Source organism: Mycobacterium sp. GA-1199, from assembly GCF_001500045.1.
Classification (GTDB): Bacteria; Actinomycetota; Actinomycetes; order Mycobacteriales; family Mycobacteriaceae; genus Mycobacterium.
Map to the genome: position 1 here is coordinate 477,878 of NZ_LQIX01000012.1, position 24,599 is coordinate 502,476.

General features: G+C 63.0%; 5 protein-coding genes and 1 pseudogene (1 of these 6 cut by a window edge). 5 read left to right on the plus strand and 1 reads right to left on the minus strand.

Features of this window, described 5'->3' with window-relative positions:
- Both AU198_RS11285 and AU198_RS11290 read left to right on the plus strand, forming a co-directional pair.
- Window positions 1–7,774: the 3' portion of a non-ribosomal peptide synthase/polyketide synthase gene (locus AU198_RS11285; RefSeq protein ID WP_502689281.1), read on the plus strand. It extends 18,320 nt beyond the left edge of the window; 7,774 of the gene's 26,094 nt are visible here — the last part of the coding sequence; its start codon lies beyond the left edge, outside the window; it ends in the stop codon at window positions 7,772–7,774.
- A pseudogene (locus tag AU198_RS11290) lies at window positions 7,765–18,066 on the plus strand (amino acid adenylation domain-containing protein); the annotation flags it as partial. The gene AU198_RS11285 and the pseudogene AU198_RS11290, both read left to right, overlap by 10 nt.
- Window positions 18,067–18,363: 297 nt before the next feature.
- Here the strand turns inward: AU198_RS11290 and asnB are convergent.
- Entirely contained in the window at window positions 18,364–20,154 is a 1,791-nt protein-coding gene (gene asnB / locus AU198_RS11295; protein ID WP_197416080.1) for an asparagine synthase B, read from the minus strand.
- A 170-nt stretch (window positions 20,155–20,324) separates the two neighbouring features.
- On the opposite strand from asnB, the gene AU198_RS11300 reads away from it, so the two are divergent.
- The 3 genes from AU198_RS11300 to AU198_RS11310 all read left to right on the plus strand — a co-directional run bounded on the left by AU198_RS11300 (window position 20,325) and on the right by AU198_RS11310 (window position 24,581).
- Window positions 20,325–21,803 carry a VOC family protein gene (locus AU198_RS11300; RefSeq protein WP_156431555.1) on the plus strand — a complete coding sequence of 493 codons (1,479 nt, stop codon included), beginning with the start codon at window positions 20,325–20,327 and terminating at the stop codon, window positions 21,801–21,803.
- A gap of 185 nt (window positions 21,804–21,988) precedes the next feature.
- Window positions 21,989–22,957: a sulfotransferase family protein gene (locus tag AU198_RS11305; protein ID WP_064348238.1), complete on the plus strand. Its 969-nt coding sequence runs from the start codon at window positions 21,989–21,991 to the stop codon at window positions 22,955–22,957.
- 43 nt (window positions 22,958–23,000) lie between these two features.
- Window positions 23,001–24,581 carry an MFS transporter gene (locus AU198_RS11310; RefSeq protein WP_082690965.1) on the plus strand — a complete coding sequence of 527 codons (1,581 nt, stop codon included), beginning with the start codon at window positions 23,001–23,003 and terminating at the stop codon, window positions 24,579–24,581.
- Window positions 24,582–24,599 lie beyond the last annotated feature (18 nt).

Below are 24,599 nucleotides of genomic sequence, written 5' to 3' on the forward strand. Positions count from 1 at the left end.
GGGGCGTGCTGATGAGCAGGTCAAGATTCGCGGCTACCGCATCGAACTCGGTGAGGTACAGACGGCATTGAGTGCAGTAGCCGGGGTGCAGCAGGCGGTCGTGATCGCCCGCGGGGATCATCCGGGTGACAAACGCCTGATCGGGTATTTCATCGGAAGCGCCGACCCCATCGAGGCACGCGCCGAACTGGCCGAGCGGCTGCCTGCGTACATGGTGCCCGCGGCGGTGGTGGCGCTCGACGCGTTGCCCTTGACGGTCAACGGCAAGTTGGACGTCCGCGCCCTACCAGCGCCGGAGTACCAGAGGGCCGAACATTACCGGGCCCCGAGCAACGCCATCGAGGAGATTCTGGCCGGCATCTACGCCCAGGTGCTCGGGTTGGACAGGGTTGGTGTGGACGACTCGTTCTTCGAACTCGGCGGGGACAGCATCTTGTCGATGCAGGTGGTCGCCCGAGCGCGAGCGGCCGGCGTCCGGTGCCGTCCGCGAGACCTCTTCGTCGAGCAGACGGTTGCTCGGCTGGCGCGGGTGGCCCAGGTGGCCGATGACGAGGCCGGGCCGGTCGACGAGGGCACCGGCGCAATCATCGCGACACCGATCGTGCGTTGGCTGCAAAGCGTCGACGGCCGGGTTGACGAGTTCAACCAGACGATGGTGGTGCAGGCACCGGCCGATGTGACCGAGGCCGATGTGGTCGTGGTGTTGCAGGCTTTGATCGATCGGCACGCGATGCTGCGTTGCCGCGTCGAGGATGACGGCGCGGGCGAGTGGTTGCTGCGGGTGCCGGAGGTCGGCTCGGTGAATGCTCGCGAGTGCCTGCAGTCGGTGGAGGTGCTCTCCGAAGAACTGCTCGTTCATGCACGGTCCCTTTTGAACCCCAGCACCGGAACGATGGTCAGCGCGGTGTGGGCGGACACCACCGGTCAGCTGGCATTGATCGTCCACCACCTTGCGGTCGATGGCGTGTCGTGGCGAATCCTGTTGGAGGACCTCAACATTGCGTGGGCGCAGCATCACGGTGGCCAACCGATTGCGCTGCCTGCGCCGGGAACCTCGTTCGCCCGGTGGGCATCGCTCCTGGCTGAACATGCGCTGACGACGGAGGTGGTGAAGCACGCCGAGGTGTGGCGGCAGGTTGCGACGACCCCGGCGGCGTTGCCCGCCGTCCAGCCGGCGGTGGATACGTTCGCCACGGCCGGTCGGTTGTCGGCGGCGCTGGACGTCGAAACGACACGGATGCTTCTCGGCGAGGCCCCGAGGGCGTTTCACGCTGGGGTGCAAGACATTCTGTTGATCGCGTTCGGGTTGGCCTGCGCCGAGCTGTTGAGCCTTGGGGATTCCCCGCTGGCTATCGACGTCGAGGGCCACGGTCGCGACGAGGACTTGGCCAACGGAATAGACCTGACACGTTCTGTCGGCTGGTTCACGACCAAGTACCCGGTGCGGTTGACCGTAGGTGGGTTGAACTGGGCGCAGGTGATCGCGGGCGAGGCGGCGCTCGAATCGGTGATCAAGGATGCCAAGGAGCAGCTGCGCGCCCTGCCTGACGGGCTGACATACGGGCTGCTGCGTTATCTGAACCCCGATGTCGACCTGAGCGGGCCGGACCCGGCCATCGGGTTCAACTACCTGGGCCGGCTCGGCGCGGCGGCAGCCGAGCTCTCTGAGGACCTGTGGCGAATCAGTCATGAGGGCTCGTCGTTGACCGGCGCGGTCGCAAATACGCCAATGCCGTTGGCGCACACGGTCGAGCTCAACGCCGGCACCGTGGAGACCGACAGCGGTCCACAGTTGCACGCCAATTGGACGTGGGCATTCTCAGCGGTTGCCCCCGACCAAGTCGACCGGCTGAGCCGGCTGTGGTTCGAGGCCCTGGCCGGTATTTGTGCGCGTGTGCGCGCCGGTGGCGGCGGGTTGACCCCTTCGGACATCTCACCGGCTCATCTGAGTCAGCCGCAACTCGATGAGCTGCAGCGGCAATACCGCGTCGCCGATGTGTTGCCGCTGACCCCGCTGCAGCAAGGGTTGCTGTTCCACGCGAGCACCGCCCAAAACAACGACGATCTTTATGCGGTGCAGTTGAATATCACCATAACCGGCAGGCTCGACGCGGACCGGCTGCGTGATTCCGTCGGTATGGTGGTGACCCGGCATCCGAACCTAGTTGCCCGCTTCTGCACGCAGTTCGACGAGCCGGTTCAGGTGATCCCGGCGGATCCGACGGTGGCGTGGCGTTATGTCGATCTGCGTGCAGAGCACGACGAGCTCGACCGCGAAGAGCGGGCGCAGGCGTTGTGCGCCGCCGAACGTGCCGCCGTATGCGATCTCGATCAGCAGTCGGCACTGCGGGCGATACTGATCCGGACCGCCGAAGATCGACACCGGTTCGTCCTGACCAATCACCACATCGTGATGGATGGCTGGTCTCTGCCAATCTTGCTGCAGGAAATCATCGCTGGGTATTACGGGCAGCGACTGCCCGCGCCGCCGTCGTACCGCAGCTTTGTCAGCTGGCTGGCCGACCAAGATCGGGCTGCCGCACAAGCAGCGTGGGCCGAACTGTTCGCAGGATTCGAAATCCCAACGCTTGTCAGTCCGCCAGGACGGGTGACACTCGGGCCACGGGGCGTGTTTTCGCATCGGCTCCCTGAGCAGACCATGCAAGCCCTCACTGAGTTGGCGCGCTCTCACCACACCACGGTCAACATCGTGCTGCAAGGCGTCTTCGCGCAGCTGCTGTGCCAGCTGACCGGCCAACACGATGTTGCTTTCGGCACCGCGGTGTCGGGGCGTCCGGCCGAGGTACCGGGCGCGGAATCGATGGTGGGTCTTCTGCTCAACACGGTGCCCGTGCGGGCCAAGCTGACTGCGACGACCACGACCGCCGACCTTCTCGATCAGTTGCAGCGTGCGCAGAACCAGACCCTCGAGCACCAGCACGTTGCGCTGCCGGACATCCATCGCATCACCGGACATGACGAATTGTTCGACACGCTATTCGTTTTCGAGAACTATCCGATCGACACGTCCGCGCTGGCGGGCGCCCACGACATTTCCATCGCCGACTTCTCCACTCGCGAATACAACCACTACCCGTTGACCGTGGCGGCCCTGCCGGGCCGTGAGCTCGACCTGCGCGTCGAATACGACACTGATGTGTTTGATGCTGTTGGTGTTGAGGCGCTGGTTGGTCGGTTGGAGCGGGTGTTGGTGGCGATGGCGGGGGAGCCGGGTCGGCGGTTGTCGTCGGTGGATGTGTTGGGTGTTGGTGAGCGTGTTCGTTTGGATGAGGTGGGTAATCGGGCGGTTTTGGTTGGTGGGGCGCGGGGGTCGGTGTCGATTCCGGTGTTGTTCGCTGAGCAGGTGGCTCGTGCTGCGGATGCGGTGGCGGTGAGTTATGGGGCGCGGTCGTGGACGTATCGGGAGTTGGATGAGGCGTCGGATCGGTTGGCCTATGTGTTGATTGGCCGTGGGGTGGGTCCTGGTGAGCGGGTGGGGTTGTTGTTGCCGCGTTCGGGGCAGGCGGTTGTGGCGATGTTGGCGGTGTTGAAGTGTGGGGCGGCTTATGTGCCGATGGATCCGGCTCATCCCGATGCGCGTATTGGTTTTGTGGTTGCTGATGCTGGGCCGGTGGTGGTGATCACGACTGCGGAGTTGTGTTCGCGGGTCGATGGGCATGGTGTTGGTGTTGTGTTGGTTGATGATGTTGGGGTGGGGCAGCGGGGTGCGGTGTTGCCGGTGCCGGGGCCCGACAGTGTGGCGTATGTGATTTACACCTCGGGTACGACTGGTGTGCCGAAGGGGGTGGCGGTTCCGCATGGCAATGTGACTCGGTTGTTGGAGACGTTGGATGCTGATGTGCCCGGTGCGGGGGTGTGGTCGCAGTGTCATTCGTTGGCGTTTGATTTTTCGGTGTGGGAGGTTTTTGGGGCGCTGTTGAGTGGGGGCCGGGTGGTGGTGGTCCCGGATGCGGTGGTGCGTTCGCCAGAAGAGTTGCATGCGTTGTTGGTTGCTGAGCAGGTCAGTGTGCTCAGTCAGACGCCGTCGGCGTTTTATGCGTTGCAGGCCGCTGATGGGTTGGCTCCGGAGTTGGGTGATCAGCTCAAGCTCGAGACGGTGGTCTTTGGTGGGGAAGCCCTTGAGCCGCATCGTCTTCGGCCGTGGTTGCATCGTCATCCGGGGTTGCCGCGGTTGTTGAATATGTATGGCATCACCGAGACCACGGTGCATGCTTCGTTGCGTGAGATTGTGGCCGCTGATGTCGAGGACACGCTCAGCCCGATCGGGGTGCCGTTGGCTCATTTGGGGTTCTTTGTTCTCGATGGGTGGTTGCGGCCGGTGCCGGCGGGGGTGGTTGGTGAGTTGTATGTGGCCGGTGCGGGGTTGGCCTATGGGTATGTGGGTCGGGCGGGGTTGAGTGCGTCGCGGTTTGTGGCGTGTCCGTTCGGTGGGGCGGGGGCGCCCGGGCAGCGGATGTATCGCACTGGGGATTTGGTGCGTTGGGGTGCTGATGGGCAGTTGGTGTATGCGGGTCGTGCTGATGAGCAGGTCAAGATCCGTGGGTATCGCATCGAGCTCGGTGAGGTGCAGGCGGCGTTGAACGCTGTCGATGGGGTCGAGCAGGCGGTGGTGATCGCTCGTGAGGATCGGCCCGGGGATAAACGGCTGGTCGGTTACATCACCGGCAGCGCCGATCCTTCCCAGGTGCGCGCGCGGTTGGCAGCGCAGTTGCCGGCCTATATGGTGCCCACCGCGGTCGTGGTGCTGGCGGGGTTGCCGTTGACTGTCAACGGCAAACTCGATACCCGCGCCCTGCCCGCACCTGAATACAGCGACATCGACAATTACCGCGCTCCGGCCAATGCGATCGAAGAAATCCTGGCCGGCATCTACGCCCAAGTCCTGGGCCTAGACCGCGTCAGCGTCGACGACTCCTTCTTCGAACTCGGCGGCGACAGCATCTTGTCGATGCAGGTGGTGGCCCGGGCCCGCGCCGCCGGTGTGCTGTGCCGGCCGCGCGACATTTTCGTCGAGAAGACGGTGGGCCGGTTGGCCAAGGTGGCCAGGGTCGCCGACGGCACGGGTGAGCCGGTCGACGAGGGTATCGGCCAGGTGATCGAAACCCCGATCATGCGTTGGCTGCACGACATGGATGGGCCGGTAGAGCAGTTCAACCAGACCATGGTCTTGCAGGCCCCGGCTGGCGTAAGCGAAACCGAGGTAGTCGTCATACTGCAAGCCTTGCTCGACCGACACGCGATGTTGCGGCTGCGCGTCGAGGACGACCGCGGTGAGGGTCGATCGCTGTCGGTACCCGAGATCGGCTCGACAGACGCGCGCGACTGCTTGCGGTCTGTGGACGTGCTGTCCGAGGAGGCGGTGCTGGCGGCGCGGGCGCGGTTGAATCCGGCTTCGGGAATGATGCTCAGCGCGTTGTGGGTGACTTCCACAAGCCAACTGGTGATGGTCATTCATCATCTGGCCGTCGACGGGGTTTCGTGGCGAATTCTGTTGGAGGATCTCAACATCGCCTGGGCCCAGCATCACAGCGGACAGTCCGTGGCGATACCGTCGCCGGTGACGTCGTTCGCTCGATGGTCGGAGCTGCTGGCCGAACACGCCCACCACCCAGATGTGGTGCAGCAAGCCGAGGTATGGCAGAAGGTGGTTGCCATACCGGCGCTGGTGCCGCCGGTGCAGCCCGCGGTGGATACCTTCGCCACGGCCGGCCACTTGTCGGTATCGCTGGACGCCGAAACAACCAACCTCCTCCTGAGTGAGGTGCCGGCGGCCTTCCACGCCGGGGTGAACGACATCTTGTTGATCGCCTTTGCCATCGCGTGTGCGGAGTTCCTCGACTCCGGGCGGATGCCAATCGGTATCGATGTCGAGGGTCACGGCCGTCACGAAGAGCTGGCCGCAGATGTGGATCTGTCGCGCACGGTGGGGTGGTTCACCACCCTCTACCCGGTGTCTCTGGCGGTGGGCGGACTCGATTGGGCCCAGGTCGCGGCCGGTGAGGCCGCGCTGGGCGCGGTGGTCAAAGATGCCAAAGAACAGCTGCGCGGCTTGCCCGACGGCCTGACCTATGGTCTTCTGCGCTACCTGAATTCCGATGTAGCCGTGGGTGAGTCGGAACCGATGATCGGATTCAACTATCTGGGCCGACTCGGCGCGGCGGCAGCCGACTTGTCAGGTGATCTGTGGCGTGTGAGCGAGGAAGGGCTGGCGCTGACGGGTGCCGCTGCGGCTCTGCAGTTGCCGCTCGCGCACACGCTTGAACTCAATGCCGTCACCTCCGAGTCGGAAGCAGGCCCGAAGCTGCACGCCAACTGGAGGTGGGCGCAGTCAGCGTTCGCCCACGCAGAAGTGGACACCTTGAGCCGGTTGTGGTTCGAAGCCTTGGCGGGTATCTGCACGCATGTCAGATCCGGCGGCGGCGGCCTCACTCCTTCCGATATCAGGCCCGCCCGGCTCAGTCAGGAGCAGTTGGATGAACTGCAGGCGCAGCACCGCATCGCCGACGTGCTACCGCTGACGCCACTACAGCAAGGATTGCTCTTCCACACGAGCACCTCACAAGAGCACGGCGACGATGTGTACGCCGTTCAACTCGATATCACGATCACCGGCGCCCTGGATGCCGACCGGTTGCACGACGCCGTGCGCACAGTTGTCTACCGGCACCCCAACCTGGCCGCGTACTTCTGTGACTGGTCCGACGAACCGGTGCAGATCATCCCCGCCGAGCCCGAGGTCCCGTGGAGGTACGTTGACCTAACCCTCGGCGAGCTGGACGTCGACGCGCAGGTCCAGGAAACGGCCGCCTGCGAACGCGCAGCCGTCCGCGACCTCACCGAACAGGCGGCCTTCCGGGCGGCGCTGATCCGGACCGCAAACGATCAGCATCGGTTCATCCTGACCAATCACCACATCCTGCTCGACGGCTGGTCAACCTCGATACTGCTGCGCGAGATAATCGCGAGCTACTACGGGCAGCGCCTGCCCGCGCCCGCTTCATACCGGAGCTTCGTGGAGTGGCTGGCTGACCGGGACGGCGCTGCTGCACAAGACGTCTGGCGCAAGGCATTCGCCGGGTTCGAAACCCCCACCCTGGTGGCTCCACCGGAACGGTCGGGCATGGGACAGCGAGATGTCGCATCGTTCCGGGTTCCTGAGGAAACCACCCGAGCCCTTGGCGAATTGGCCCGTTCCCGCGACACCACTGTCAATATCGTTCTGCAGGCGGCGTGGGTCCAGCTTCTCGTATGGCTGACCGGGCAGTACGACGTCACCTTCGGCACGGCCGTCTCGGGACGACCGGCTGATGTCACCGATGCGGACTCGATTGTGGGGTTGCTGATCAACACGGTTCCGGTTCGGGCGTACATCACCCCGGCGACCACGGTCGCCGAGCTGCTCGATCAGCTCCAAGACGCATACAACGACACATTGGATCACCAGCACGTCGGGTTGAGCGAAATCCACCGTGCCACCGGGCATGACCAATTGTTCGACACCCTCTTCATCTACGAGAACTACCCGATCGACAGTGTCGAATCGTCAGGAGTCAACGAGTTGGCAATCACCGCGATAACGCCGCGCGAATACAACCACTACCCGCTCTCGGTGCAAGCCGCCCCCGGCCGCGAACTGGACCTCCGGATCGAGTTCGACACCGACGTGTTCGACACCACCCGCATCGCCGCGCTCGTCAAGCGATTCAAGCGGGTATTGGTGGCAATGACGGCGGATTCGGGTCAGCAGTCATGACCGCCGATACCACGAGGCGGCTACTTGCCATCGATCTCCTCGATGACGACGAACATGACCAACTCGATGAGTGGGGTAATTGCTCCGCGCTGACCGCGCCGCCGACCGCAGGCGCTTCGATTCCAGTGATGTTTGCCGAGCAGGTGGTTCGCGCGCCCGAGGCGATTGCGCTCAGTGACGGCCAGCGGATTTGGACATACCGCGAGCTCGATGAGGTGACTAATCGGCTGGCGCATCATCTGGCCGGAGTCGGCGCATGCCCGGGACAGTGTGTGGCACTGCTGTTTTCGCGCTCCGCCGAGGCGATCATGTCGATACTGGCGGTACTCAAGACGGGCGCGGCGTATGTACCGATCGACCCGGCGCTGCCGACGGCGCGAATCGCATTCATGGTTGCCGATGCCGCACCGGTCGCCGCTGTCACGACGACCGGGTCAATGGACCGCCTCGACGATGGTGATCTGCTGGTCATCGATGTCGAAGACGTCGCCGTTCAAACGCAGCCCAGCACGGCCCTCGCGGGACCAGCGGCCGATGACATCGCCTATCTCATCTACACATCGGGCACTACTGGTGTGCCCAAAGGTGTTGCGGTCGCCCACCGCAACGTAACCCGACTGATGGCATCGGTGGACATCGCGGTGCCGCCGGTGAATCAGCGGGTGTGGTCGCAATGGCATTCCCTGTCGTTCGACGTGTCCGTGTGGGAGATCTTCGGAGCCTTGTTGACCGGTGGACGGCTGGTGGTGGTGCGGGAAGAGGTCGCGGGCTCGCCCGAGGACCTCCACGCCTTGCTGCTCGCCGAGCAGGTCAGCGTCTTGTGTCAGACGCCATCCGCAGCAGGAATGCTGTCGGCAGAGGGGCTCGAGTCGACGGTCTTGATGGTAGCCGGTGAAGCCTGTCCGATCGAACTGGTGGAACGGTGGGCCCCCGGTCGGAAGATGATCGACGCTTATGGTCCGACCGAAGCCACGGTGTATGCGGCGATGAGTGCGCCGCTGCAGGCCGGCTCGGATGTCGTGCCGATCGGGTCTCCGGTGGTGGGTACGGCACTGTTCGTGCTCGACGCTGGATTACGACGGGTGTCGCCGGGTGTGGTTGGTGAGTTGTACATCGCCGGTGGCGGTGTGGCGGCTGGGTATTGGCTGCGGGCCGGGTTGACGGCATCACGGTTCGTGGCCTGTCCGTTCGGGTCCCCCGGGGCGCGGATGTACCGCACCGGTGATCTGGTGCGCTGGGGTCCTGGCGGGCAGCTGCAGTATCTGGGGCGAGCCGACGAGCAGGTCAAGATACGCGGGTTCCGCATCGAGCTTGGCGAAGTACAGGCCGCATTGGCCGGCTGCGATGGAGTTGATCAGGCGGTGGTGATCGCCCGCGAGGACCGCGCCGGCGACAAGCGTCTGGTCGGTTACTTCACCGGATCTGCGGACCCGGTCGCCGCGCGCACAGCGCTGTCCGAGCGGTTACCTGCGTACATGGTTCCTTCAGCCATCGTGATGATCGACGCGTTGCCGTTGACTCCGAACGGCAAACTCGACAAGCGGGCTCTTCCCGCGCCGGAATACCAGGCTGCGGACCGTTACCGGGCGCCGGCCAGCCCTACCGAAGAGATTTTGGCCACGATCTACGCACAGGTGCTGGGGCTCGAGCGAGTCGGGACCGACGACTCCTTTTTCGAACTCGGCGGCGACAGCATCTTGTCGATGCAGGTGGTGGCGCGGGCCAGGGCAGCCGGTGTGCGGTTCCGGCCGCAGGATGTCTTCGTCGAGCAGACCGTGGCCAAGCTGGCCCGAATTGCCAAGGCTGTCAATGGTATCGGCGGACCGGAGGACCAGGGCATCGGGCCGGTGGTCCCGACCCCGATCATGCATTGGTTGTACGGCATGGAGGGCCCGGTCGAGCAGTTCAATCAGACGATGGTCCTGCAGGCTCCTTCCGAGGTGACCGAGGCCGACGTGGTGGCGGTGTTGCAAGCATTGGTGGACCGACACGCCATGTTGCGCCTGCGCGTCGATGAAGACGACACGGGGGACTGGTCTCTCAAGGTGCCAGAGGCGGGGACGATCGACATTGGTGAGTACGTGCTCACGGTGGACAAGTTGTCCGATGACGCTCTGGTGGCGGCGCGGTCACGGTTGAGCCCGGCTTCCGGTGTAATGCTCAGTGCGCTGTGGGTGACTTCCACGAGCCAGCTGGTGATGATCATCCACCATTTCGCCGTTGACGGCGTCTCCTGGCGAATTCTGTTGGAAGACTTGAACATAGCATGGGCTCAGCATCACAGCGGTCAACCCGTGATCCTGCCGGCCCCTGGGACGTCGTTCGCAGGGTGGTCCTCGCTGCTGATTGAGCACGCGCGCTCCAGCGCGGTCGTGGAGCACGCAGAAGCGTGGCGGCGTGTGGCGGCAACCAGGACCGCACTGCCGGCTGTGCAGCCGGCAGAGGATACGTTCACCACGGCCGGATTCTTGTCGGTAGAGCTCGACACCCATACGACCCGGATGCTGATGGGTGAAGTGCCGACGGCCTTTCATGCTGGCGTACAAGATATTTTGTTGATCGCGTTCGGATTGGCGTGCTCGGAATATCTCAGCATCGGCAACGCGCCGGTCGGTATCGACGTCGAGGGCCACGGCCGGCACGAGGAACTGGCCGACGATCTGGATCTGACACGCACGGTGGGATGGTTCACCACCAAGTACCCGGTTTCGTTGGCCGTTGGTGGGCTGAGCTGGGCGCAAGTGATCGCCGGTGAACCTGCGCTGGGGACAGTGGTCAAAGATGCCAAAGAGCAGTTGCGAGCGTTGCCGGACCCCTTGACCTATGGTCTGTTGCGCTATCTGAACCCCGAAGTCGAACTGGCCGAGGCAGATCCAGTGATCGGGTTCAACTATCTAGGACGGCTCGGAGCAGCAGGCGTTGAGCTGTCTGAGAATTTGTGGCGGATCAGCGCCGAGGGGCTATCGCTCACTGGCGCAGCCGCAGCCATTCCGGTGCAGCTGTCGCACACCGTCGAGCTCAATGCGGGCACGGCCGACACCGACGCCGGCCCGAAACTGCACGCCAATTGGAGGTGGGCGCGATCGGCGCTCGACCGGTCGCAGGTCGGCAAGCTGAGCCGACTGTGGTTTGAGGCCCTGAAGGGCATCTGCGCACATGTTCGGTCCGGTGGCGGCGGATTGACCCCGTCGGATCTGGCGCCGACCCGGCTGAGTCAGCAACAGCTTGATGAGCTGTGCCGGCAAGACCGCGTCGCCGACGTGTTGCCGCTGACCCCGCTGCAGCAAGGTCTGTTGTTCTACACAAGCAGCGCGGCGGGCGGAAGCGACGATGTATATGCGATTCAGCTCGACGTGACCGTGACCGGCCCCCTTGAACCGAACCGGCTGCGCGACGCCGTGCAGACGGTGGTCGGTCGGCATCCGCACCTGGCGGCCCGCTTCTGCTCACAGTTCGACGAGCCGGTGCAGGTCATTCCGGCCGATCCCACCGCACCTTGGCGGTACGTCGAACTCACCGACGAAGCCGTCGATGCCGAGGATGAGGTTCAAATCGTCTGCGCGGCCGAGCGCGCCGCCGTCTGCGATTTCGACGATCCGCCCGCCTTCCGGGCGGCGCTGATCCGGACCGCGCCGGATCAGCACCGATTCGTGCTCACCAATCACCACATCGTCATGGACGGCTGGTCGCGGCCGATCCTGCTGCAGGAGATCATTGCCGCCTACTACGGTCAGCGCCTACCCGAGCCTGTCTCCTACCGCAGCTTCGTCAGCTGGCTGGCCAGTCAGGATCGAGTTGCGGCGCAGGAGTGCTGGGCTTCCTTGTTCTCCGGTTTCGACACACCGACTCTCGTCGGCCCGCCCGGCGGGGCGGGGCTGGGGCGGAGAGGCGTTTCTTCGCACCTGATGTCGGAGCACACCACGCGGGTGCTCGGCGAGTTGGCCCGTTCACGTCATACCACCGTCAACATCGTCTTGCAGAGCGCGTTCGCGCAGTCGGTGGCTCAGTTGACCGGTCAGAGTGACGTCGCGTTCGGTATCGCCGTTTCGGGCCGGCCGGCTGAGGTGCCCGGCTCGGAATCGATGGTTGGCATGCTGATCAACACCGTGCCTGTGCGCGCGACCCTCACCGCGGCGACCACCACCGCCGACCTACTCGGCCAGATGCAAAGCGCACACAATCGAACCGTCGAGCATCAGCACCTTCCCCTGAACGAGATCCACCGTGCTGCCGGACACGATCAGTTGTTCGACACTCTCTTCCTCTACGAGAACTATCCGATTGACACCGAGGCGCTGTCGGGCGATCACGAATTGGCGATCCCCAAGATCAACGCTTACGAGTACAACCATTACCGGCTGACGGTGGCGGCGCGCCCCGGTCGCGAGATCGGTCTTCGCGTTGAATATGACACCGATGTATTCGACGCCGCCGACGTCGCGACGTTTATAGGGCGGTTCGAGCGGTTGCTGGCAGCCATGGCAGCCGACCCGGAGCGCCGGTTGTCGTCGGTGGATTGCCTCGATGCCGCCGAGCACGCTCGGCTGAACGATCTCGGTCACCGAGCGGTGTTGAGTGAGTCCGCAGGGTCGCCGGTGTCGATCCCCTCGCTGTTCGCCGTGCAGGTGGCCCGTGCGCCGGAGGCGGTGGCGCTCAGCGAGGCACAGCGAACTTGGACATACCGCGAGCTGGATGAGGCCGCCAACCAATTGGCTCACTTGCTGGTCGCCGAGGGTGCCGGCCCGGGTGAGTGCGTGGCCCTGTTGTTGCCGCGGTCGGCGGAGGCGGTCGTGGTGATTCTGGCCGTGCTCAAGGCTGGGGCGGCATACCTGGCGATCGATCCGATGCACCCTGATGCGCGAATCGGTTTCATGCTCGCCGACGCTGCACCGGTGCTAGCCGTCAGCGCGGCGGGCTTGGCCGAACGGTTGGGTGGCACATTGCCGGTTATCGATATCGACGATCCCCGCATCGGGGGCCAGCCGACCACCGCATTGCCAGGCCCCTCGCCCGACGACCTGGCCTACGTCATCTACACATCGGGTACGACCGGTGTACCCAAGGGAGTGGTGGTTTCTCACCACACCGTCACTCAGATGTTGGCGGCTCTGCCCGACTATCTGCCGTTGACCGGGGTGTGGTCACAGTGGCATTCCCTGGGGTTCGACGTCTCGGTGCAGGAGATTTTCGGTGCGCTTCTGCACGGGGCTCATTTGGTGGTCGTACCCGACGAGGTGGTCCGTTCGGCCGAGGACTTCCATGACCTCTTGATCGCTGAGCGCGTCACGGTGGTGAGCCAGACTCCCTCTGCTCTGGCGGTGTTGTCGCCGGAGGGGCTGGAGTCGGTTCAGTTGCTGATCATGGGCGGCGAGCCATGCCCGGCTGAGTTGGCCGACCGGTGGGCGCCCGGTCGGGTGATGATCAATGTCTGCGGCCCGACCGAGACGTCGATGTTCGCGGCGATCAGCGCTCCGCTGGTCGAGGGGTCGGATGTGGTGCCGATCGGTACTCCGGTGCCCGGAGCGGCGTTCTTCGTGTTGGACCAGTGGCTGCGTCCCGTGCCGGCCGGAGTAGTCGGCGAGTTGTATGTTGCCGGCCGTCTTGGCTGCGGCTACGTGCGCCGGGCAGCGCTGACCGCCTCGCGGTTCGTCGCGTGCCCATTCGGTGGGGTCGGGGAGCGTATGTATCGCACCGGTGATTTGGTGCGTTGGGGCGCTGATGGTCAGGTGCAGCATTTGGGCCGGGCCGATGAGCAGGTCAAGATCCGCGGCTACCGAATCGAACTCGGTGAGGTGCAGGCGGCGTTGGCCGGCTATCCCGGGGTCGAACAGGCGGCGGTGATCGCACGCGAGGACCAGCCCGGCGACAAACGGCTGGTGGCGTACGTGACCGGGCCCGTGGATACATCAGAACTCCGCGATGCGTTGGGAGAACGCCTGCCGGGCTTCATGATTCCCTCGGCTGTGGTGTCGATGGACGCGCTGCCGTTGACGGCCAACGGCAAACTTGACAGGCGTGCGCTGCCGGCGCCGGAATACGCCGACGTCGATCGGTACCGCGCGCCCAGCTCTCCGACCGAAGAGATTTTGGCCGGAATCTTCGCCCAAGTGCTCGGCGTGGAACGGGTCGGTGTCGACGACTCCTTCTTCGAGTTGGGCGGCGACAGTATCTTGGCGATGCGAGTTATCGCCATGGCCAACAAGTCTCTGGCAGCAGGTCTCGCAGTCCCCACCTTCTTCGAAGAGCCGACGGTGGCGCAGTTGGCGTCCCGGGTCGGTATGGACGGCGGCGGGTTGGAGCCTCTGCAGCCAATGGAACGGCCGGCAGCGGTGCCGTTGTCATTCGCCCAACAGCGGTTGTGGTTCATCGACCAGTTGCAGGGACCGTCCGCGATCTACAACATCGCGGTGGCCTTCGGTGTTCGTGGGAGGCTCGATGCCAAAGCCTTGGGTCAGGCCCTAGCCGATGTGGTGGGCCGCCACGAGAGCCTACGGACACTGTTCGTCGCGCCCGAGGGGACGCCGCAGCAACTGGTCGTGCCGGCCGAAGACGTCGATCTCAGCTGGGATGTGGTCGATGCCGCAGGATGGCCCGAGGACCGCCTCACTGAATCCATCAACACAGAGGTACGTCGCCCGTTCGACCTGGCAACTGATATCCCGTTGCGGGCCAAGCTTTTCCGCCTCGCCGACGAAGAGCATGTTCTGGTGGCCGCCGTGCACCATATCGCCGCCGACGGCGTCTCGATCGAACCGCTTGTCGGTGATCTGGCGGTCGCATACGCCGCGCGGTGCGCGGGACGAGCCCCGCTGTGGGAGCCGCTACCGGTGCAGTATGTGGACTACACGCTGTGGCAGCGAGATCAACTGGGGGATGTTGAAGACCCCGAGAGCCGCATCTCCGCGCAGGTGGCTTACTGGGAGAAGATGCTGGCCGGAATGCCCGAGCGTCTGCAGCTGCCGACCGAGCGCCCGTATCCGCCGGTAGCGGACTACCGGGGAGCGTGGGTCACGCTGAACTGGCCGGTCGAACTGCAGCAGAAGGTGCGCGAGGTGGCTCGGGCGCACAATGCGACCAGCTTCATGGTCGTGCAGGCTGCGCTGGCGGTGTTGCTGTCGAAATTGGGCGCCACCAACGATGTAGCAGTCGGGTTCCCGATCGCCGGGCGACGCGATCCGGCGCTTGACGGCCTGGTCGGATTCTTCGTCAACACCTTGATACTGCGGGTGGAGATCGCCGGTGACCCAACAGTTGCAGAGCTGCTGGGACAGGTGAGAGAACGCAGCCTGGCGGCTTACGAACATCAAGATGTGCCGTTCGAGGTGCTGGTGGAGCGGCTCAACCCGACCCGATCGCTGACTCACCATCCGCTGGTGCAGGTGATGCTGGCCTGGCAGAACTTCGCCCGGCATGTCACCGATTCCTCCGCCGAACTGCCGTTCGGTGATGTGCAGGTCTCCCCGCTGCCCGCCGACACCCAGACCGCCCGCATGGACCTCACCTTCTCGCTGGCCGAGCAGTGGACGAAAGACGGTGAGCCCGCAGGCATTTCGGGAGCGGTCGAGTACCGCACTGATGTGTTTGATGCTGTTGGTGTTGAGGCGCTGGTTGGTCGGTTGGAGCGGGTGTTGGTGGCGATGGCGGGGGAGCCGGGTCGGCGGTTGTCGTCGGTGGATGTGTTGGGTGTTGGTGAGCGTGTTCGTTTGGATGAGGTGGGTAATCGGGCGGTTTTGGTTGGTGGGGCGCGGGGGTCGGTGTCGATTCCGGTGTTGTTCGCTGAGCAGGTGGCTCGTGCTGCGGATGCGGTGGCGGTGAGTTATGGGGCGCGGTCGTGGACGTATCGGGAGTTGGATGAGGCGTCGGATCGGTTGGCCTATGTGTTGATTGGCCGTGGGGTGGGTCCTGGTGAGCGGGTGGGGTTGTTGTTGCCGCGTTCGGGGCAGGCGGTTGTGGCGATGTTGGCGGTGTTGAAGTGTGGGGCGGCTTATGTGCCGATGGATCCGGCTCATCCCGATGCGCGTATTGGTTTTGTGGTTGCTGATGCTGGGCCGGTGGTGGTGATCACGACTGCGGAGTTGTGTTCGCGGGTCGATGGGCATGGTGTTGGTGTTGTGTTGGTTGATGATGTTGGGGTGGGGCAGCGGGGTGCGGTGTTGCCGGTGCCGGGGCCCGACAGTGTGGCGTATGTGATTTACACCTCGGGTACGACTGGTGTGCCCAAGGGGGTGGCGGTTCCGCATGGCAATGTGACTCGGTTGTTGGAGACGTTGGATGCTGATGTGCCTGGTGCGGGGGTGTGGTCGCAGTGTCATTCGTTGGCGTTTGATTTTTCGGTGTGGGAGGTTTTTGGGGCGCTGTTGAGTGGGGGCCGGGTGGTGGTGGTCCCGGATGCGGTGGTGCGTTCGCCAGAAGAGTTGCATGCGTTGTTGGTTGCTGAGCAGGTCAGTGTGCTCAGTCAGACGCCGTCGGCGTTTTATGCGTTGCAGGCCGCTGATGGGTTGGCTCCGGAGTTGGGTGATCAGCTCAAGCTCGAGACGGTGGTCTTTGGTGGGGAAGCCCTTGAGCCGCATCGTCTTCGGCCGTGGTTGCATCGTCATCCGGGGTTGCCGCGGTTGTTGAATATGTATGGCATCACCGAGACCACGGTGCATGCTTCGTTGCGTGAGATTGTGGCCGCTGATGTCGAGGACACGCTCAGCCCGATCGGGGTGCCGTTGGCTCATTTGGGGTTCTTTGTTCTCGATGGGTGGTTGCGGCCGGTGCCGGCGGGGGTGGTTGGTGAGTTGTATGTGGCCGGTGCGGGGTTGGCCTATGGGTATGTGGGTCGGGCGGGGTTGAGTGCGTCGCGGTTTGTGGCGTGTCCGTTTGGTGGGGCGGGGGCGCCCGGGCAGCGGATGTATCGCACTGGGGATTTGGTGCGTTGGGGTGCTGATGGGCAGTTGGTGTATGCGGGTCGTGCTGATGAGCAGGTCAAGATCCGTGGGTATCGCATCGAGCTCGGTGAGGTGCAGGCGGCGTTGAACGCTGTCGATGGGGTCGAGCAGGCGGTGGTGATCGCTCGTGAGGATCGGCCCGGGGATAAACGGCTGGTCGGTTACATCACCGGCAGCGCCGATCCTTCCCAGGTGCGCGCGCGGTTGGCAGCGCAGTTGCCGGCCTATATGGTGCCCACCGCGGTCGTGGTGCTGGCGGGGTTGCCGTTGACTGTCAACGGCAAACTCGATACCCGCGCCCTGCCCGCACCTGAATACAGCGACATCGACAATTACCGCGCTCCGGCCAATGCGATCGAAGAAATCCTGGCCGGCATCTACGCCCAAGTCCTGGGCCTAGACCGCGTCAGCGTCGACGACTCCTTCTTCGAACTCGGCGGCGATTCGCTGTCGGCGATGCGGGCGATCGCCGCCATCAACAGAGCGCTGGACTCTCATCTCGCAGTCCGCACGCTGTTCCATGCCCCCTCCGTCCGCAGTCTGAGCGAACAACTCGACAGAGACGACAGCGGAGTGGAATTGATTCCTGTCGAGGTCTTCAAGGAGGGAACGGGCGTCCCGCTGTGTTGCATCCATGAAGGCAACGGACAGAGTTATGCGTACCGCGGTCTGCGCGAGTATCTCGACTGTCCGATCATCGGTATCAACCAGATCCCCCAGGACGGCGAGGCCGTACCCCGATCCATCCGAGACATGGCGAGGAACTACGCGGATCGAATTCAAGCAATCTATCCCGAAGGGCCCTACAACCTTCTCGGATGGTCTTTCGGAGGTCCGGTAGCCCATGAACTAGCCGTGGAGCTTCGCCGACGGGGAAGTATCGTCAAGCACCTCATCATGCTCGATCCGGTGCTCAGCTCCGATGATGGAGAAGAGCGAGGTATTGACGACGAGGGCCCGGCCGAGGGTCGTCTGCTGACCCTGTTCTTGCGATCCAGCGGTATAGATATCCCCGAAAGTTCCGAGAAGCTGACCTACCGGCGGGCTGAAGAACTGATTCGTCAACAGGGACGAGTGGTCGAATTCGTCCTTCCACCGAAGCCGATCTTCGAGTTCGCGGTTTACAACCACAACACCAATCTCTCGTATCTACGTGAGCATGTACCTGACGTATTCGACGGCGACATGATCGTGTTTTCCGCTGCGCGGGGCGACAATCCGAACAACCCGCAGGATTGGCGGCCTTACATTTCCGGCGACATGACTGTGCACTCGGTCGACTGTGGGCACGACGAGATGACCTCCGACGAAGCGTTGAGTACATACGTCGAACAACTCAAACTCTCGTTGGAATCCTGAGGCGTTGTGGTGAAAGATTCGGGGGCTCGATCCGTAGTGGCACGACTCCCACAAACGCATCTCGTCGAAACTCAGCTATCGCCTTCTTCCGCCCACCAGGTCGGCGAAAGACGCGAACATCAAACCTCGGGCCCCGCTCGAGGGTCAGTCCCTTTGAGAGGGTGAGCACGCAGATTTAATGGTTGGGGGGCAACTGGAGTGATGAGCCGAACCGCAGGTTGTGCGGGCCAAAGGCCTTGCGCCATCGGTTTGTACTCTGAGGTCTCCACACGCAGAGTCGGCTGTCGCGCTCCGTCCTTACGCTTCGGCGATCGCAACCTGATGGACGCCAAGCACCGCGCGACCCGACGGGTCTGCGTTCTGCGCAAAGCTCATATCCCAAGCGATGGCTGCGGGAGTGCTGCAGGCAATACTTGGTCCTCCCGGGACGCAGGCTGCTGCGGCGTGACCGGGGAAGTGCGATTCGAAGATCTCCCGGTACATGTACGCCTCTTTGGTGGCCGGAGGATTATCCGGGAATCGGTATCTCGCGCTTTGCATTTGGTAGTCGGACACCCGCGCCTCCGCGACCGCCTTCAGCGAATCGATCCACCGATAGCCGACACCGTCGGAGAACTGTTCCTTCTGTCGCCAGAGAATCTCATCGGGCAGTTGGCCCTCGAATGCTCTCCGCAGCGGCCACTTCTCCATCCGGCCCTGCCCGACCATTTTCTCGCGGGGATCGAAAGACATTGCAACGTCGAGGAATTCGCGATCAAGGAACGGTACCCGTATCTCAACGCCCCACGCAGCCGCTGCCTTGTTCGCACGAAGACAGTCATACTTGTGAAGCAGGTCCAGCTTGCGGATCGTCTCCTCATGGAATTCCTGCGCGCCAGGAGCCTTGTGGAAGTAGAGATAACCGCCGAAGACCTCGTCGGCACCCTCACCAGAGAGCACCATCTTGATCCCCATCGCCTTGATCCGTCGCATCATCAGATACATCGGAGTCGAAGCGCGGATGCTCGTCACGTCGTACGTCTCGATGTGGTAGATCACATCCCAGAGCGCGTCGATCCCCTCTTGCACCGTGAACTGAAATTCGTGGTGCACAGTGCCGATCGCCGTAGCGACCTTTCGGGCGGCGGCGAGATCGGGAGAGCCTTCGAGGCCGATGCAGAACGAATGCAGCCGAGGCCACCAGGCCTGGGTCCGGTCGCCGTCTTCGATCCGGTTCTCGGCGAAGCCGGCGGTGACCGCCGAGATGACGGACGAATCGAGTCCTCCCGAAATGAGAACTCCGTAGGGAACGTCGGACATCAACTGTTGATGAACAGCGGCTTCGAGCGCCGTTCGCAGATGCGTGGTGTCGAGGGGGCGCCCAGTGACCGCCGAGAAATCGCGCCATTCCGGATCGTAATAACGCCGGGGCTTGTCAAGGCCGCGTGTCAGATAGTGGCCCGGTGGGAAGTCCTCGATGTGCCGGCAGTATCGAATCAGCGCCTTCATCTCCGAGGCGACGTACAGGTTTCCATTCTCGTCTCGCCCTGTGTAGAGGGGAATGACACCGATGGGATCCCGGGCGACGAGAAAGTCGTTGGTCCGCTTGTCGTAGAGCACGAACGCGAAAATCCCGCTGAGGCGATTGAGGAAGTGGGTCCCGTACCGCTCGTAGAGCGGGATGATCGCCTCACAGTCCGATGCGGTCTTGAATGCGTAGTCGGGGAATTCAGCTCGGAGGCTTTGATGGTTGTAGATCTCGCCGTTGACTGCGAGCACGAGTTGGACTGCCTGATCCGTCAAGGGCTGCGCACCATGCTCCACGTCGACAATCGAAAGTCGCTCGTGGGCGAGGACCGCATTCTCGTCGGCGTAGATCCCGCTCCAGTCCGGACCCCGGTGGCGCAGCAGGCGAGCCATCGTGATGGCCCGCTCACGGAGTACCCGGGGGTCACCCCGCACGTCGAGGATGGAAGCGATTCCGCACATGAGCCCCCCAATCTGAACCGATCGCAAACGCGACCAGCAAAAGCGTACTGTGCGAGCCGGTTCCCGGAGTCGACGATTTCGGAAATGCCGCGCCTCCGGAGCAAAGAAAATGGCCCGCATCGACACGATTGTGCATCGAACGCCGGATTCAGCCTGGGGGATGGACACTCGACCTCACGCGAGGAACCCAGATGGCGCGAAGTCCCGGGCCGTGCCTGCGTACTGGGTGGCCGGTGGCGCAACTCCTTGCTTACTCGAATTCGGCAGACGATCGTGGAAGGAGGACTGAGGTGACGGACAGCGCTGTCCAAGGACTCGTATCGGTCGAGCTTGTCTCGGCGGATCCGGAAAAGCTGGCCGAATTCTATCGTCGAGCCATAGGGATCGAGTTCCACCGTGAGGTCTACGGATACCCTTGCCCCTATTTCGTGAGCACCGGCCCGATAGGCCGAGGATTGGTGATACACGACGCCAAGAGTTTCCGACCGGATAGCGCCACCCCGGGCACTGCTCGATTTCTCCTACAGATCCGAGATATGGATGACGTCAGAGACCGGCTGAAACGGCAGAACATCGAACTCGAGGAGCCGCCGAGAAACCTTGGATTCGAGCGCCTCCCCTGGTTCAGTTATTGGGGCAGATGGCTGCTCTCGATAAGAGATCCCGAGGGTAACGTCGTAATGTTTCGCCAGTTCCGAGAGGAACTGCCGAAATCCCGATTCGGGTTGTTTCGGCATACAGTCGCATCAACTCTCACCGATCTCAAGACTGTCCTGAACTTCAAGATCGTCGATCGTTTGGTATACCGATCAAGTCTGGTGCCTGTGCGCAACAGGGATCTCACAGGCTATACCCACGTCGTGGCATCACGGGAGGGACTGTACGCCGTCAATGAACGGCAGTGGATGAAGATCATGGGCGGGGTGTTCTTCGGTGTCACCATCAAGGACGGATGCATCTACTGCTACCAAGCGCATGACATTTACGACACCGGAATCCTCCTGAACCGCATACAGTTTCGGGGCAAACCGCTACAGCTACGAGGCAGATTGCATGGCCGCGTGATCAAATTGGAGATCGAAGGCAATCGAATTCACCGTGAGTCGGTGGTCATCAGGGGTTTGCATACCAACTGCCATCAAATGGATTTCATCGGCGACAAGCTCCATATTATCGATACGTTCTGCCAGAAAATCTTGCGCTTCAATGAGGCCTTCGAACTGGAAGAAGAATTTTTCCCGCTCGGATCGGAATTCGCGGGTTACAAGACGGGTCCCAATCGTTACATAGTCCCGGGTGGAAAGTACGCTCACATCAACTCCATCGTCGCCGAACAGGGCTCCATATATCTCCTCTTGCAAAATGGGCTGTCGAACGGGAAATTCAGCGAGTTGGTGCAGACAGACGAGAACTTCGAGATGAAAAACCGGTTCACGGTGCCCGGCGCGGGTTGTCACAACGTTGTGTTCCTCGAAGACGGCGAATGGTTGGTATGCGATTCACGCGGGGGCAACCTCGTCAACCGTCACGGTGTGGTCACGCACGTGGGCGAATTGCTTACGCGCGGACTTTCGGTGGACAAGGACACGGTGGTTGTCGGGGAGTCCGGGTACGCAACGAGATTGGGCAGAAGGTATGTGCCGGGCAACGTGCACTTCTTCGATAGAAGCTACAACCGTTTGTCGAGCCTGCGATTGCCGGCCGCGCCAACCGATATCCGACGAATCGATGGAAGGGATCTATCCCTGTCCAACGTCAGCGAGCTCTGAAGCATGCCGCGATCTGAAGTTGTGGAAGCCGCAACGCAACCCACCACAAAGGAGGCCGACGTGCGAGAACGCTCATGCGGTCAGTGTCGGGCGCCCAGATTCGGGGATGTTGAACAGTTGATCACGATATTAGGGGGACCTCCGTGGAAGAGGATCTGACAATGGAATACCCGGCTCCTTCGGACATGAAGGCCCGGCGGCTAGTTTTGTTTGTGCTCGGTCAGGGCCGGTCTGGAACCTCGGCGCTCGCGCGGGTGCTGTCGCTGTGTGGAGGCGCGCTTCCGGCCGACGTAAGGCCCGCAGATGACCACAATCCACGTGGCTACTGGGAGCCGCGCGCAACACTCGTTCTCAACGAGACGATCTTGCGTCGGCACGGGAGTGCGGGGTTCGACCCGTCACTGCGCTTGCTGGAGGACGGCGCCTTCGACGCCGAGGAGAAAGCGGCGTGGACATCCAAGATCGGTGCATTTCTTTCCGAACTACCGGATGGGCCACTGGTGGTCATCAAAGACACTCATATAACGGCGCTGTGTGATTTGTGGTTCGAGGCGGCTCATACAACCGGACTGGACGTCGCGGCGGTGATCGCGTTGCGCCACCCGCAAGAGGTCATCGCGTCCCTTGCGGCAGCTGGTCCGACCACGCCCGAGCTTTCGAGCGCCCTATGGCTGAAGAATTGTCTGCTGGCTGAGCGAAACACGCGTGGTGTGGCGCGAGTGTTCATCGACTATGCCAACCTCCTCGAAGACTGGCGCCGGGAGATGTCGCGGATCTCCGCTGCCATCGGCGTCGATTTGGATGCCCGGGATGAGAACGCAATAGAGGAATTTCTCGCGCCGAGCCTCCGGCGTCAGCGTTTCACCGGACAGGTGACAGAGCGCTTCGGGACGGACTGGATCTCTGCGGTTTACGGTGCGATGCGCGCGGCGGCGCGAGATGAACCCTGGGATAGTGCCGTGCTGGATCGCGTGTTCGAGGAATACCGGGTCTGTGAGCACGATTTCCGCACTGCAATTGAGAATTCGCGAGAATTGTGGGCCATGGGCGCCGACCGCGCCTACTCGAATTCTTTGCTGTACCGGCTGTCGATCCTGCGGATGATGCGCGCCCCCCGGGCGATGGTCAACCGGCACAAGGGGCTTCGCGCTTGACCGGCCTGCCGCGGCAGCCGCGTTTGCTGTAGGGTAAGCGACTATGGCGTTTCTCAACGACGGGGAGCGGGCGGCCGCTCACTCAAACGACGAGAACGCAATGCAATTGGGCTCGACTGCCGTCGATCAGACCACCTCGGATGGCGGAAAAAGGTTCGTTCCGGCTTTGCTGAGGTCTCGACGATTCGTTGCCGTAATTCTGGCGATCGGTGGCACTCAACTGATGGCGTCGATGGACGGCCCCGTCGTGATCCTCGCCCTCTTCACGATTCAAAATGAACTGGGCCTCTCAGACGGTATGCGCAGTTGGGTCATCACCGCCTACGTACTCACATTCGGCGGTCTGATGCTGGTCGGTGGTCGGCTCGGGGACACAATCGGCCGGAAGCGCACCTTCATCATCGGGGTTGCGATGTTCACGCTCGCCTCGGCCATGTGCGCGATCGCTTGGAATGGCGGAGCCCTTGTGATCGCCCGTCTGGTACACGGCGCGGCGGCGGCGATCATCGCGCCGACGTGCATGGCTCTGGTTGCGACCACCTTCCCGAAAGGTCCGGTACGCAACGCTGCGACCGCGGTGCTGGGCGCGATGATCGGTATCGGTTCGGTGATGGGGCTCGTGTTGGGCGGCATGCTCACCGACATGTCGTGGCGACTGGTGTTCTGGGTCAACGTGCCCATCGGGCTGCTGGTGATCTTCGTGGCCCGCGCAATGCTGCAGGAAACGCAGAAGGAGCGGATGAAGCTTGATGTCGCGGGAGCGGTACTCGCCACGTTGATCTGCACCGCGGCAGTTTTCGGATTGTCGATGGGACCGGAGAATGGATGGCTGTCGGCCTTGACCATCGGCTCCCTTGCGGTGGCTCTTGCCGCTTCCCTTCTGTTCATCATGGTCGAGCGCAACGCCGAGACCCCCGTCGTACCTTTCAGCCTGTTCACCGATCGCAATCGGCTGGCGACCTACGCATCGATGTTTCTCTCCGGCGGGACGGGCTTTACGCTGGCGGTGCTCATCGCGCTGTATGTGCAGGACGTCATGGGCTACACGCCGCTGCAGGCGGGCATCAGTTTCATTCCGTTTGCCCTCGCACAGGCAACCGGTATGGGGGCATCATCGCAGGTGGTGAAGTGGTTCCCGCCACGGGTAGTGGTGATAGCCGGCGCTATCTTGCTGTTGGGTGCGATGCTGTACGGCTCCACGCTCAATCGCGACGTTCCGTACTTTCCGAATCTCGTGGTACCGCTCGTCGTCGGGGGGATCGGCTTGGGCCTGCTCGAAATTCCGCTCATGCTGTCGCTGATCGCCAGTGTCGGCTCGGACCGGATAGGGCCCGCTTCTGCCGTCGCCGTGATGGTGAGGATGATCGGAGGTCCGCTTGTGCTGGTTGTCATCCAGGCCGTCATCACATTGCGCACCCTGCACCACGGCGGGGTCACCGGGCCCGTGGTGTCGATGAACGACGCCCAGTTGAGTGCGCTGGACCGCGGCTTCACCGATGGTTTGCTGGGGATAGGCGTAGTGGTGGTCCTGTTGGCGACGGTGGTGATGTTCGTCGGCTACACCGCGGAACAAGTGGCGCGGGCGCAGGAAGCGAAGAAGGCCAACGACGCCGCCAAGCCCTAGGACGTCTGCCGGGTTAGC